The organism is Polynucleobacter sp. AP-Nickl1-40-C4, from assembly GCF_035012665.1.
Classification (GTDB): Bacteria; Pseudomonadota; Gammaproteobacteria; order Burkholderiales; family Burkholderiaceae; genus Polynucleobacter.
This window is the reverse complement of record NZ_JAYGQR010000008.1, coordinates 125,622-139,208: the sequence shown is the minus strand read 5'-3', so window position 1 is coordinate 139,208 and position 13,587 is coordinate 125,622. Positions and strand designations below refer to the sequence as shown.

The 13,587-nt window shown below is 44.0% G+C and carries 13 protein-coding genes; 6 read left to right on the top strand and 7 right to left on the bottom strand.

Annotated elements, in window-relative coordinates; translation table 11 throughout:
* Window positions 1-208 precede the first annotated feature (208 nt).
* The 5 genes from VC182_RS09955 (at window position 209) to VC182_RS09935 (ending at window position 5,850) form a co-directional block, all read left to right on the top strand.
* Window positions 209-1,345 (top strand): ABC transporter permease, encoded by a 1,137-nt coding sequence (locus tag VC182_RS09955; RefSeq protein WP_323485199.1) that lies wholly within the window; start codon window positions 209-211, stop codon window positions 1,343-1,345.
* Entirely contained in the window at window positions 1,346-2,047 is a 702-nt protein-coding gene (locus VC182_RS09950) for an ABC transporter ATP-binding protein (protein ID WP_323485198.1), read from the top strand.
* On the top strand, window positions 2,037-2,975 hold the full coding sequence (locus VC182_RS09945; RefSeq protein WP_323485197.1) for an efflux RND transporter periplasmic adaptor subunit: 939 nt from the start codon (window positions 2,037-2,039) through the stop codon (window positions 2,973-2,975). Before VC182_RS09950 ends, VC182_RS09945 begins: the two co-directional genes overlap by 11 nt.
* The gene (locus tag VC182_RS09940; protein WP_323485196.1) at window positions 2,965-4,419 is read left to right on the top strand and encodes an efflux transporter outer membrane subunit; all 1,455 of its coding nucleotides are present in this window, start codon (window positions 2,965-2,967) and stop codon (window positions 4,417-4,419) included. The genes VC182_RS09945 and VC182_RS09940 overlap by 11 nt, the downstream gene beginning before the upstream one ends.
* 267 nt (window positions 4,420-4,686) lie before the next feature.
* Window positions 4,687-5,850, top strand: coding sequence for an IS30 family transposase (locus VC182_RS09935; protein WP_323485195.1), 1,164 nt, complete (start codon window positions 4,687-4,689; stop codon window positions 5,848-5,850).
* A gap of 179 nt (window positions 5,851-6,029) precedes the next feature.
* On the opposite strand, the gene katG is transcribed toward VC182_RS09935, so the two are convergent.
* From katG to VC182_RS09900, 7 genes are all read right to left on the bottom strand, one after another.
* A complete protein-coding gene (katG, locus tag VC182_RS09930; protein ID WP_323485194.1) occupies window positions 6,030-8,183 on the bottom strand; it encodes a catalase/peroxidase HPI in 2,154 nt (717 codons plus the stop codon).
* A gap of 637 nt (window positions 8,184-8,820) precedes the next feature.
* Window positions 8,821-10,251 (bottom strand): IS1182 family transposase, encoded by a 1,431-nt coding sequence (locus VC182_RS09925; RefSeq protein ID WP_215342798.1) that lies wholly within the window; start codon window positions 10,249-10,251, stop codon window positions 8,821-8,823.
* A 345-nt stretch (window positions 10,252-10,596) separates the two neighbouring features.
* Entirely contained in the window at window positions 10,597-10,794 is a 198-nt protein-coding gene (locus VC182_RS09920) for a hypothetical protein (RefSeq protein WP_011902433.1), read from the bottom strand.
* Window positions 10,795-10,796: 2 nt separating this feature from the next.
* A complete protein-coding gene (locus VC182_RS09915; RefSeq protein WP_011902434.1) occupies window positions 10,797-11,315 on the bottom strand; it encodes a zeta toxin family protein in 519 nt (172 codons plus the stop codon).
* Window positions 11,312-11,509 carry a hypothetical protein gene (locus VC182_RS09910; RefSeq protein WP_323485193.1) on the bottom strand — a complete coding sequence of 66 codons (198 nt, stop codon included), beginning with the start codon at window positions 11,507-11,509 and terminating at the stop codon, window positions 11,312-11,314. The genes VC182_RS09915 and VC182_RS09910 overlap by 4 nt, the downstream gene beginning before the upstream one ends.
* A 104-nt stretch (window positions 11,510-11,613) precedes the next feature.
* On the bottom strand, window positions 11,614-12,003 hold the full coding sequence (locus VC182_RS09905) for a tautomerase family protein (protein WP_215377708.1): 390 nt from the start codon (window positions 12,001-12,003) through the stop codon (window positions 11,614-11,616).
* A gap of 78 nt (window positions 12,004-12,081) precedes the next feature.
* Complete coding sequence (locus tag VC182_RS09900; RefSeq protein WP_323485192.1) at window positions 12,082-12,498, bottom strand: MarR family winged helix-turn-helix transcriptional regulator; 417 nt, start codon at window positions 12,496-12,498, stop codon at window positions 12,082-12,084.
* Window positions 12,499-12,586: 88 nt separating this feature from the next.
* Between VC182_RS09900 and VC182_RS09895 the strand changes: the two genes are divergently transcribed.
* Window positions 12,587-13,519: a hypothetical protein gene (locus VC182_RS09895; protein ID WP_323485191.1), complete on the top strand. Its 933-nt coding sequence runs from the start codon at window positions 12,587-12,589 to the stop codon at window positions 13,517-13,519.
* Window positions 13,520-13,587 lie beyond the last annotated feature (68 nt).

Genomic DNA, 13,587 nt, shown 5'->3' with positions numbered 1-13,587 from the left:
TGATATCGTTCAGTTTGGCTAAGGTGTTGATAGGTCATGGCTACTTTGACTTGCAGGTCTAGAAGCTTTGGATACTAAAACATCCTTAGCCTCCTTAACTAGTTGTTCAAAGTTGCACTTCGTAGTTAAATCCACCTATGCTTTTTATGACTAAACTATATAAATGGTAGATAACATATTGGCTCATTAGTCAGATTGGGGCTCAACAGTGTTCGGCATTTTTAAGCTAGCTTTAAAGTTGCTCACTAATGACAAAGGTAAATTTTCTGCCTTGTTAATGGGGGTTACATTTGCAGTTTTCTTAATGATCATGATGATGTCGATGTTTTCAGGAATCCTATCTCGAGCCTCTTCATCAATCGATAACGTTGGCGCTCAAATCTGGGTTCTTGATCCCGCTGTTAATAATGTGTCTAGCAGCATCCCCATGCCAGACTATGTTCTGGATTTTGCAAAAAGTATTAAGGGCGTTAAGCATGCTGAACCAATTTACTTTGGTGGGGCGTTAGTGAAATTGCGTGACGGTACTTATCAAGGTGTAACGGTAATTGGTTTAGATGACGCCACTCTTTATGGGAGACCAAATCTAATTGGTGGGAGGATTGAGGATATTTTTGCTGAAAATGGTTTTATCGTAGTCAAAGATGCCGAATTTGATAAATTAGAAAATCCCGTGATTGGCTCTGAATTTGAAATTAATGATCACCGTGGAAAAATTGTTGGCATTGCTAAAGTTTCTCAATCGGGATTATTTGGGGTGCCCACACTCTATACAACCTATAAGCGAGCTATCACCTATATACCGTCATCTCGTTTTACGATGTCCTTTGTCTTAATTGAGTCAAAGTCACCCGAAGATGTACCTTATATACAAGATCAAATCCAACACCTGGGATATCAGGCTCTGACGCGCGATCAATTCACAAATAAGATTGCCAATTTTTATAAATTCCACACCGGTCTTGGTATCAATGTATTGATCATGACCATTATCAGTTTTATTGTAGGTTTATCAATTTCGGGTCAAACTTTCTACACCTTCATCTTAGAAAATTTAGAGAAGTTTGGGGCGCTCAAGGCGATTGGCGCCAAAGGAAGGGAGCTGGTAGCAATGATTTTGGTGCAGACCACCTTCACTTGTCTGATTGGATATGGGCTTGGTGTTGGCTTGGCTACGAGTGTGATGATTCTTGCAAGGCTGAGGATGCCGGATTATGCAGCCCAGGTAACCTACACAAACTTAAGTTTGGCATTTGTGCTGGTGGTTATCATTGCAGCCTTTTCAAGTTATGTTGGTGTGCGTAAAGTGCTTCAAATCCAACCGTTTGATATTTTCAGGGGCTAAATGGAAAAGATTGCGCTGCGTGCCGTTGGCCTTAATAAATGGTTTGGTGATGGTGAAGCTACAACCTTTGCGGTTAAGGATGTGAGCTTTGAAGCTAGGGCTGGAGAGATGTTATATATTGTTGGGCCATCAGGTAGCGGTAAAACAACTTTACTCAGTATGATTTCCGGTATTTTGGAGCCAAACTCCGGAGAGGTTTTGATTGGCGGGGATGATTTATGGAAGTTAACATCCAATGACTTGGCCGACTTTAGGTTAAATAAAATTGGTTTTGTATTTCAGGACTTTCATTTATTTCCCCGCCTGACAACCGCTGAAAATGTTGCCATTCCATTAATTCTTAAAAGAATGAATTGGGGTGAAGCAATTGAAATTGCTAAAAAATATCTTGATATTGTTGGCTTAACAAAAAAGGCAGAACTTCCACCTGTTAAATTAAGCGGAGGTGAGCAGCAGCGTGTTGCAATAGCGCGCGCGATCGTTTCTCAACCCGATTTACTAGTTCTTGATGAGCCAACCGCATCTTTGGATGGAGACACGGGTAGAAAAATAGTGGAATTTATTAAAGAGAATGTATTGAATGAAAATCGATGCATCATTATCGTGACCCATGATAATAGAATCTTTGAGTACGCTGATGCCATTATGAAGATGGAAGATGGAAAATTACTGGGCATCGAGAGAGTAAAGCATGAAAAATAAATTATTAATTGGCTTTGCGATTTTTGGTGTAATCCTAGCAATCGGTACTGCTTATGTTTTAGGTCTAAAACAAAACCCCTTGCCACCTGCATTCAATCCCGCATCCAATCCTTATTCAAGTGGCATTTATGCCGAAGGAATTATTGAGTCTTTGCAATCAAGTGGCTCGAATATTAATATTTATCCTGAAGTCGCTGGCACAGTAAACCACATACCCGTCAAAGAAGGGCAAGATGTTGCTGCTGGCGATGTTTTACTATCGATTGATGATTCTGTACAAAGGGCAGCTACCCAACAAGCTAAGGCGCAGATTCAAGTTGCGCAAGCTTCATTAAAGACGGCTCAGGATACCTATGCCAAGCAAAAGGCGGCTGCAGATATAGATCCCAGGGCGGTGAGTAAGGATACTTTGGATAGCGCAAAGGATAATGTTGGTTTGGCAATGGCTAACGTAGAGTTGGCGCGTAGACAATATGACTCAGCCGCAAGTTTATTGGCAAAGTTTCAAATCAAAGCGCTTTCAGATGGCAAGGTAATCTCCATCAATACCGCAGTTGGTAGCTATGCTTCTACTCAAGGTGTATACGATACCTATACACAGCAATCTCAACCGATTATGGTGATTGGGGCAATGGGTAATGCTTTAGCTGTGCGTTGTTATGTGGATGAGGTGTTGCTGCAGCGCTTGCCTAGTCTTGGGGATATTGATGCTTATATGTTTATTCGTGGCTCTGATATCAAGATCCCGCTTAAGATTGTCCGCTTGCAGCCTAATGTAACCCCAAAAATTGAGCTCTCCAATCAGCGGACTGAAAGGGTCGATGTCAGAGTTTTGCCGGTGATTTTTAGTTTTAGCACGCCTGCTAACGTGACCTTGTATCCCGGGCAGCTTGTGGATGTTTATATTGGAAAAGTTAGTGTTAAGTAAACAATATCCAAGCATACTCTTGGGTACAGCCATTCTTTTAGGCTTAAGTGCTTGTGCTGTTGGCCCTGATTTCCACTCTCCCAACGTACCTCAAGACTCCAGTTATTTAAAGGAGGGCGTGCCCAAAGGCACTTTGGTTGCGAATGGTAGTGGACAAAATTTTTGGGTTGGTAATTTACCCAGCGCAGAATGGTGGAAGATGTTCCAGTCTGAATCCCTTAATGTAATTGTCGACAAATCTCTGCAGGGAAATGCAAGCCTGAAGGCATCCGAAGCTTCTTTGAGGCAGAGCCAAGATTTGTTACGCGCAGGCTATGGAGTTTTTTTCCCGCAAATTGCAGCTGGTCTGAACTCTCAGCGGGTTTCAACTGCACCGAGTCAACTAGGGCAAAGCTCAGTCGGGTCTATTTACAACCTTACTACTGCAAGCGCATCGGTTAGCTATACCTTGGATGTCTTTGGAGGTGAGAGAAGGCAAGTAGAGGCGTTGCAGGCACAAGTAGACTACCAGCGGTATGTAACAGCCGCTACCTACCTTATGCTTACAGCAAATGTTGTCAATACAAGCATTGCTCGTGCTGCTTATTTAGCTGAAATAAACGCCACCGAAGAATTAATCACCCTCGAAAAAGAGCAGCTTAAAGTTGCCAAAGCTCAGGTTGCTGGGGGAACTACGGCGTATGCAACAGAGCTTACGATTCAGAGCTTGATTTCTAGTAATGAGGCTTCCATTGCGCCTTTAAGACAAAAGGCGAGTCAAGCGGAGCATCTGCTTGCAGTGTTAGAAGGGGTGGACCCTGGTCACGTAGAGCTCTCTGATTTGACATTGAGCTCACTTTACTTGCCGGAAAATATTCCCATTAGCTTGCCTTCCGATCTAGTAAAAGGGCGCCCAGATATTTTGGCTTCAGAGGCTCTGATGCATCAAGCGAGCGCTATCATCGGTGTAGCTACTGCAAATATGTTTCCTAGTGTTACGTTAAACGGTGGCTTTGGAACTGCAACAAATCGATTTTCAAGCTTGTCTGGGCCAAATCAACAATTTTGGGCGGTGGGGCCCTCTATTAATATTCCCATCTTTCAGGGCGGCACTTTGTATTTCACGCGAAAAGCCTCTATAGAGGCATTTCAAGGATCACAACAGAATTATCGGCAGACAGTACTCATTGCTTTTTCTCAGGTGGCGGATTGTTTGACGGCCTTAGAGCATGATGCCCAATCTTTACGGGGTCAGCTAGATGCTAAGAATACCGCTGCAGAAGCTCTTAAATTACAGCAAATTAGTTACAGCGCTGGCTTGGTAGATTACATCAGTGTACTGATAGCTGATGTTCAATATCACCAGGCTGATATTGCTTTCTTGCAGGCGCTTACTCAGCGTTATCAAGATACTGTTGCGCTTTATGTAGCCTTGGGTGGCGGTTGGCAAGAAATGAAAAATTAAGTAAATCTTTTAAAGATAGCTTTATCTCTGCACATAACATTACGCACCACTACTGATCACCCATAAACCCCTTTAATGAGTGTCTATACAGGGCTTTTCCTTTCACAGTATTTTGGTCCCAGATTCACGTCTTGGTTGGGCTCATCAAGAAATATTTAAACCATCTTCGGCCAAATTATTGTTATTTTCGACTGTCTCTTAAGGGTCTTGAATTCAACCGATCGATGCAACACACTACAAACTGCGTAAGCAAAAGGAGTGTTGCTCATGAAACAACGACCTCGAATCTATTACACGGCCAACCAGAAGGCTTTAATGTGGGAGCGCTGGCAAAAAGGCGATAACCTTCATCAGATAGCGCATTTATTTGATCGGGGCCACTCCTCTATCCAGCGTATTTTGGCTGAAAGTGGTGGCATCAGACCACCAGAGCGAACTCGATCCGTTTTAGCGTTAACTTTGGCCGAGCGAGAAGAGATCTCCCGTGGCCTGGCAACGGGACAATCCCTTCGCTCTATCGCTCAGCTTTTAGGTAGATCGCCCTCTATGGTTAGTCGGGAGGTAAAGCGCAATGGTGGTACCAAAGACTACCGATCAGCTGGAGCCGATGGTTCTGCTTGGGATCGAGCACTTCGCCCCAAGACTTGTAAACTGGTCTTAAACAAGCCCTTGGCAAGTATCGTGACAGACAAGCTGCAGCTCTTGCAGTGGTCGCCACAACAGATTGCCGGATGGTTAAAGCAAACGTATCCAGATGAGAAAAGCTATCAGGTGTCACACGAGACGATTTATCGCAGCCTCTTTATCCAAGCCCGTGGAGCCTTAAAGAAAGAGCTCGTAGCGCACTTACGACGCACTCGGATCATGCGCCGCTCACGTCATCACACGCTTAAAGATCAAGCTCTGGGTAGTATCAAGGGTGCTATATCTATTAGAGAGCGGCCAGCTGAAGCAGAAGATCGTGCAGTGCCAGGTCATTGGGAAGGCGATCTTTTATATGGGGATGCTAATAGTCAGATCGCCACTCTCGTTGAGCGCCAGACTCGCTATGTGATGCTAGTCAAGGTGGCTCGTAAAGACAGTGAAACGGTGGTTAATGCACTCATCAAGCATGCCCGCAAGTTACCGCAAGAGCTCTACAAGTCCTTAACATGGGATCGGGGTAAAGAAATGTCTGAACACAAACGCTTTACTCTAGCTACCGATGTGCAAGTGTATTTTTGTGATCCTCAGCATCCTTGGCAACGAGGATCTAATGAAAATACTAATGGTTTATTAAGACAGTACTTCCCTAAAGGTATGAGCTTAGCTAACTACTCTCAAGCCAAACTCAATGCAGTAGCAAGGCAACTCAATGAACGTCCTAGAAAAACACTAAACTATCAAACACCGGCAGAACGTTTTGCCCTAACTGTTGCATCGACGGGTTGAAATCAAGGTCGATAAGTGACTGATTGCAGGAGTTGACCTCAAAGTCTCAAATCGGCCAAATTCGGGCAGAGCATTAAAATTTTTTGTTATGTAGCAGTATCGCTTAAGCAATCTGGATCCTTTTTGCATGAAAAAAGGGAGGCAAAACCTCCCTTGTCAGCGCAAGTAATTACGCAATATTAATCAAACAGGTCTGCATTCATGACTTTTGTCCAAGCAGCAACAAAGTCATGTACAAATTTCTCTTTGTTGTCATCTTGCGCATATACCTCTGCGTAAGCGCGCAAGATAGAGTTGGAGCCAAATACCAGATCAACTCGAGTAGCAGTCCATTTGGTGCCGCCTGTACTGCGCTCAACAATGTCATAGCTATTTCGGCCGGTAGGTTTCCATTGGTAATTCATATCAGTTAAATTGACGAAGAAGTCATTGCTTAATACCCCCTCTCTTTCTGTGAATACACCATGTTTCGTTCCACCATGGTTGGTGCCAAGTACACGCATGCCGCCTACCAGCGCGGTCATCTCTTGAGCGGTGAGCCCCATCAACTGTGTGCGGTCTAAGAGCAATTCTTCTGGAGTGACAACATAGTTTTCTTTCAGCCAATTGCGATAGCCGTCTGCTAGTGGCTCAAGAACTTCAAATGACTCTACATCCGTCATTTCCTGGGTAGCGTCACCACGACCCGGGGTAAATGGCGTCTTGACGTCAAACCCTCCATCCTTGGCAGCTTGTTCAATACCGATATTGCCACCAAGAACGATGGTATCCGCAATGCTGACGCCAGATTCTTTGGCAATTTTTTCGTAGACTGACAATACTCTTGCTAAACGCTCGGGCTCATTTCCAGCCCAGTCTTTTTGAGGTGCCAATCGAATGCGCGCACCATTAGCACCCCCACGTTTATCTGAGCCACGATAAGTGCGAGCGCTATCCCAAGCAGTACTTATGAGATCGCTGATGGATAAGCCGCTGGCTTTGATCTTTGTCTTGACGGCTTCAATGCCATAATCATTTGGGCCTGCCGGCACCGGATCCTGCCAGATCAAATCTTCCTTAGGAACATCTGGTCCGAAGTATCTTGCTTTAGGCCCCATATCTCGATGGGTTAACTTAAACCAAGCTCTAGCAAACGTTTCGGAGAAATAGGCTTGATCTTTGTGGAACTTCTCTGAGATCTTGCGATATTCAGGATCCATCTTCATTGCTATGTCTGCATCAGTCATCATTGGCATGCAGCGAATAGAAGAATCTTCAACATCGAGAGGCTTATCTTCTTCTTTAATGTTGATGGGCTCATATTGCCAGGCACCAGCTGGACTCTTAGTCAGCTTCCATTCGTAATTCAGCAACAAGTGGAAGTAACCGTTATCCCACTGGGTTGGATGTGTTGTCCATGCGCCTTCAATTCCACTTGTTACGGTATCTCTGCCAATACCACGAGTCTTGTGATTCATCCAGCCAAGACCTTGCTCATCAATCGGAGCTCCCTCTGGCGCTGGTCCAAGATTGGTTGTATTGCCATTGCCGTGTGCCTTGCCAACGGTATGCCCGCCAGCGGTTAATGCAACAGTCTCTTCATCGTTCATTGCCATGCGAGCAAACGTTACCCGAATATCTTGCGCGGTTTTTAGGGGGTCTGGATTGCCATCCACGCCTTCTGGGTTTACATAGATCAAGCCCATCATGACGGCCGCAAGGGGATTGGCTAAATCTCGTTCGCCAGAATAGCGGCTGCCTTCACCACCACTTTTTTGGAGCCATTCTTTTTCAGAGCCCCAATAAGTATCCTTTTCTGGATGCCAAATATCTTCACGACCGAATGAGAAGCCAAATGTTTTGAGCCCCATGGATTCATAGGCAATAGTGCCAGCCAAGATCATGAGATCGGCCCAGCTTACTTTGTTGCCATATTTCTTTTTGATTGGCCACAAAAGGCGGCGTGCCTTATCCAGGTTCGCGTTATCTGGCCAAGAATTTAAAGGAGCAAAGCGTTGATTGCCTGTGCCCGCGCCACCGCGACCATCGGCAATACGATAGCTTCCAGCAGAGTGCCAGGCCATGCGAATCATCAGGCCGCCGTAATGACCCCAGTCTGCTGGCCACCAGTCTTGACTATTGAGTAGCAACGCTTTCATATCTTTTTTAAGTGCGCCTATATCAAGCTTTTTTAACTCATCTCGATAATTGAAAGACGGGCCCATTGGGTTTGTCTTTGTATCTTGCTGATGCAGAATGTCAAGGTTTAGTGACTTTGGCCACCATGCCATAGGGGTGCTACTGGATTCGGTATTGGCCCCGTGAGCAACTGGGCACACTCCTTTTGATGTCATTTAGATCTCCTTATAGGTAAATCATTTTTGGTTGGTTAACCTGACCCTTTCAGACTAACTGATAAATCTATTTTTTGTTTGTGTTTAGCTAGCTTTGCATCTCACCAGTCATGAATGCGATGGGAATGTTCATTTCCCGCTCCCCTTGGCGGACTCTAGCCGCAAAATTGTCAGAAAGTCCTGTTTATATTGATGGTTGAGGGAGTACAGGCCCTCTGCAATCCCGGCCAATCTATTTTGCACCTTCATTTTTAATTCCCTTCATTGTGTGTTGCGATGGATTCATCTTGTTCTTTGTTAAATGATCTGTCCAATGAATTAATATGAACTTAATAATCAATTAAATCGATAATAAAATTCAATTGTTTTGCGGTTGTTCATGCTGTTCCAGTAGATTGGAAATGAAGATGGGTGCTTGTTGGCGGTTAACGCTCAAGCCCGCTTTGGGTCGAGGCTGTGTAAAAACCCAAAATACTTCCATTGATTTAGATTTAAAGCGTGTACACGGGTTTTGGCCTTAAATCAAACGCTTCTGGTTGAGCCAACAATTCTGTTTTGGTAATTTGTGATTTTTTAGTAACGCCTCGTAGAGGCGTTACTCAGGCCTGTTTATTACGGATTGAGTAAGGCTTTCGCCTTATGTCGCCATCGCCTTCATTAGATTGCTGCTACCCATGATGTTCATCACTCGTTTAAGGTTGTAAGCCAGGATATGTAGACTCATTTCTGTACTGACGTGCTCTTTGGTTTTGGTGAGGAAGTGCGTCGCCCCCATCCAGCTCTTGAGTGTGCCAAAAGTATGCTCAATCGTGCAACGCCTAATTTTCATCGCATCAGGCATGGCTTCTAGGTTGTCCTGCATTTGATCTAGCATTGCTTCATGTTCCCAGCGCTTGACTCTTCTGTTTGTTCCGGTAGTGCACTGAGGCTTTAAGGCGCAGGTTTTGCAGCTCGAGCTCCAGTATGCAATCAGATTCTTACCATGCTCCACGGTTTTAAATCGCTCTATTAATACTTGCCCTGCAGGGCACTCGTATTCATTTTTATCAGGGTGGTAGATAAACGCATTCTTATCAAACAGGCCGTGAGATCGATTGCTAGACGTTTTACATTTAGGCATGATGGGAGTGACACCCAAGTCCATACAGTCTTTGATTTGTTCACCACTGTAATAACCCTTGTCCGCCACTACGGTCAGCTGCGTTACTTGCAGCGCTTCTTTGACTTGGTTTGCTATCTTAGCTAGGCTACTGCGATCATGACCGACATTAGTTAACTCATGGGCAACGATGAGATGGTTCTTCGTGTCCACGGCTGCCTGTACGTTATAGCCCACGATACCGCCTCCACGGTGTTGCATCGACCGGGCATCGGGATCACTCATGGAGATCTGTTTATCTGGTGCTGCTTGTACTTTTTCTTCAATAGCTTGTAGCTGTGCCATCTGCTCTGTAAAGAGCGCGATGCGCTCTTTAAGTCTGGCTTGGTGTGCGGTTGATTGGGCTGGAGAGCGCAGATCAGCTGCCTCTAAGTCTTTTAAGTACTGCGCAATACTAGCTTCAGCTTCTTGGATACGACGTTTGATCTTAGCCTGGGTGAAGTTCTGATCGGAGCTGTTCACGGCTTTAAATTTACTGCCATCGACTGCCACCATCGCGTCGGTAAAGAGATTCATCTGACGGCACAACTCAATAAACTGGGCGCAGACTTTACGGATGGCTTTGCCGTTTTCTTTACGGAAGTTCGCAATGGTTTTAAAGTCAGGAGCTAAGCGGGTAATGAGCCACATGAGTTCAACATTACGTAGCGCTTCAGTTTCAAGGCGACGAGTCGATGCAATACGGTTAAGGTATCCATAGACATACAATTTCAACAGCACTGCAGGATGATAGGACGGCCTACCAGTATCAGCAGGAACTACTCCTTCAAAACCCAAACTCTTTAAATCTAATTGATCGACAAACAGATCAATGACGCGCACGGGATTTTCTTCGGTGATGTACTCATCAAGCAGCTCAGGTAATAAAGTACTTTGGGTTCGATCTTGGCCAGTAATGAATCGTTTCATCTTCATGAAGATCCGTTAATTAGTGATACTTAATTAACGTTTGAGGGTGCTTAGGTGTTTACAAAAACAGGGAGATTATTGGGGGTTTTTACACAGCCTCGGTCGTTAGCGGCCTACCAGCCGTCCACATATGAGATGTCGGTTAACCCGACAACCGTCGCGTTTCGAGACGCCAACGGCAATCAAGCGTAGTCCATCCCCACTCGAAACTTGCATTAACTTCCGCATTGTTCCAAACAGTCACTACATTTCACCAGCCTACAAAGACAAAACCCCCACTATTGCTAGTGAGGGTTTCTTGATACTGGTGGGTCGGGCGATATTCGAACTCGCGACCAACGGTGTTTAGGCTGTAAGTTGACGCTGTTTGATGAGTTCTGCAGCAGGGATCCGCACTATCTTGCCATTAATTGTGGTCACGATTGCGGTATTGGTTTGGATTGCCAAGTCTATCGCTGCTTTTCTAGCACGCTTAATAGCGAAGTAGGAGCCTGATATATCAGGATCTGGTGAATTGAGGATATCTGGAGTTGGAATAATCATTTCTAGCCTTGAGCAATCTTTTCTAATTCAGTTAAATCACCATCAAGCAATACCCATGAGTTTACAGCTTTTTGATACTTTGGGAGATTCTCTAATCCTGCTCGATAGCGCCTACGAATGACTTCTTCAGGAATATTGTGTCCGCCCTGTGCAACTCGCTCTGCTACTCGAGAGATGGCTAATTCAGGAGAACTTAGGGCAATAAACCAGAGCTTAATTGTGTAGCCCAAGTCTTTCCACTCTTGAATGCGTTGTAGATAATGGGTGCCGGATAACGTGGTTTCAAATGCAAAACTTTCACCTGCTTTGGTGTATTCATCCAACTCATTGAGCATCAAGCGAGCCGCCTTGAATGCAACAGATTCAGGATTAAATGGTGCCAAACCAGCCGCTATAAGATCAGCATTAATAAAACGAAATGTATGAGCTTCTTGCGGTAAGAAGTTTTTGGCAAAAGTAGTTTTACCAGCTCCATTAGGTCCTGCAATGATGATAATTTTTTTATTTATTCCGGACATCATTTGGGTCGATTTGCGGCATAACGTTGTTTGGTTTCTTCCAATATTTGCGCAATACTCTTTTTGCCGGCAACGTAATCAGTGAGGTTTTGCTCTAACTGCTTAGTTGGAACAATACCTTCAATCCGAGTAGATGCTACAGCATTAGAAACGTTGTATTGGCGGGCTTGGGATTGGGTGGCAAACTTTGTTAGCATGGATCTATTTTAGTGATTCTAGGTCTATTTTCCTAGAGAATTATGCTCAATTATCTAGTCATAAACCCCTGATATTTCAGAGGGTTATGAGTGTATTTGCTGAATTATTGATGATATCGATATTCCTGAGTCTTGCCACCATATCCATAGCTAGCGGCCCTAACATCTTGCACATAGATATAGCTCTCTTCATGAATATTGCCTAGGATGCCTTCAAAACCCTCAAAAGCCTCCTTGATGTACTGAGCCTTCTCATCTTTGGTATTGGTCTCATCGGTAATCTTGATGTCAAAGTAAAAGCTGTTCTTGCCTTGCTCGCTTAATAGCTTGCCACCCACAAACCAACAATCTAGATCTACGTATTCGATGGCAATGGCAGTAACTTCCTTTTTCTTACCCAGAATGCGATGGGTAAGATCAAGCAGTAGTTCATTGATCGCCTTGGTAGTAGCGATATTCTTTTGGCCGCTGACTTTCACGTTCAAGATTGGCATGTAATTCTCCTTTATAAATAAATCAATTCAATAAAACTAATTAGCTATGCAACTATTTGGGAAATAAAAAAGTCCTGATTACTTCAGGGCAGAGCTAATGCCCCGAAGTTGTCCAACAACATCTTCAAAATGGTTTACTCCTAAAACTTTCTTGAGGCGCTTGGTAACACTTCCACTGGCAGCATTAATAGCGTCTTTCATATCCACAGCCTTCTTGGTTGGATGAATCTCTTGTTCGCGGCCATCCTTTTCGGAGGCCAGTCGCTTAATTAAGCCCAATCTCTCAAGGCCATCCAAACCTCTAGTGGCAGTAGGGCGGCTGATATTCATCTCCAAAGCCAGTTCGCTTTGTAGTAACGGGCCCTTGTCTAAAACGACTCTGAGCATGAATGCTTGTGAGGGAGTAAGTCCAAAAGGCTTAAATGCACCAGTCCATTCCCGCTCTAGCTGACGAGCTAGGCTGGTGGTGTTGAAATAGAGGCATTGTTCAAACATGGGGATAGTGTAACTGATATTGATTAGCTATGCAACTAATATTCAACTGTCAATAAAAGGCGTAATATCAGAAAAAATAGGGGGTTAAATGTCTGTACTTCAATTCTTGAGTTCTGGTGGAATGGCAAATATTGGGGGAGATTTACCTGACTCTGAAAGAGGCATGCCCAATGGAATTGTTAAAAGCTTCTCTGAGAAGGTAAGAAAATATGCTTTGGAGCTTCAGGTGCCAGCGTCGCAGCTGAAGGTCCAGCAATCAACTTTTTTATTTGTTGCTAAAGACATTAGTAGCTGGCACTTTATCTTTGCTGAGTCTTTTGGTGCCAATACCATTAATTATAGGGATTTGACTAGTTATGGTCGAATTGAATTGCAGAGTCTTACGTACCAAATACGTCTTGATGTTGGAGATCCGATATGGGCATTTTCATGTCCATTAAACGTTTCTTTGGAGGGTCTTGAGGAGCAAATTCAGAGAATTGTTAAGGAGTATGTAAATACAGTTTTGCAGTCGCAGCAAAAGTCGGATAAAACTATTTCAAATGAGGTTGTGTCTGCTCCAGAAATTGCTTCTGGCCTAGAAAAGTTTAGAGGAGATTTTCCGATTGGTAAAAAAACAGCTTTCATTATTATGAAGTTTGGTGAAACTAAAATTCATGCTGATATTTCTAAATGCATTAAAGACACTCTTGCTACCTATGGAATTACAGCATTGAGGGCGGATGATAAGCAGTACATGGATGATGTGTTTCCAAATATTAAGACTTATATGCATGGTTGTGATTTTGGGGTGGCTGTCTACGAGAGGGTTTTGGCGGATGAATTTAATCCAAATGTCTCTTTAGAGGTTGGCTATATGTTGGGTATGGGGAAGGATGTTTTGCTTTTAAAGGATGGAACCCTTAAAGCACTTCAAACAGATCTAGCGGGTAAGCTGTATAAATCCTTTGATACATCAAGTATTTTTACTTCTATGCCATACCAGATTGAAAAATGGCTATCAGATAAGGGGTTGAAATAGCATTGAATGTTTATATGCCAAAGTGTCCGGAAACACGACACTTGCAAGTCTCTCGAGACGCTCACGGT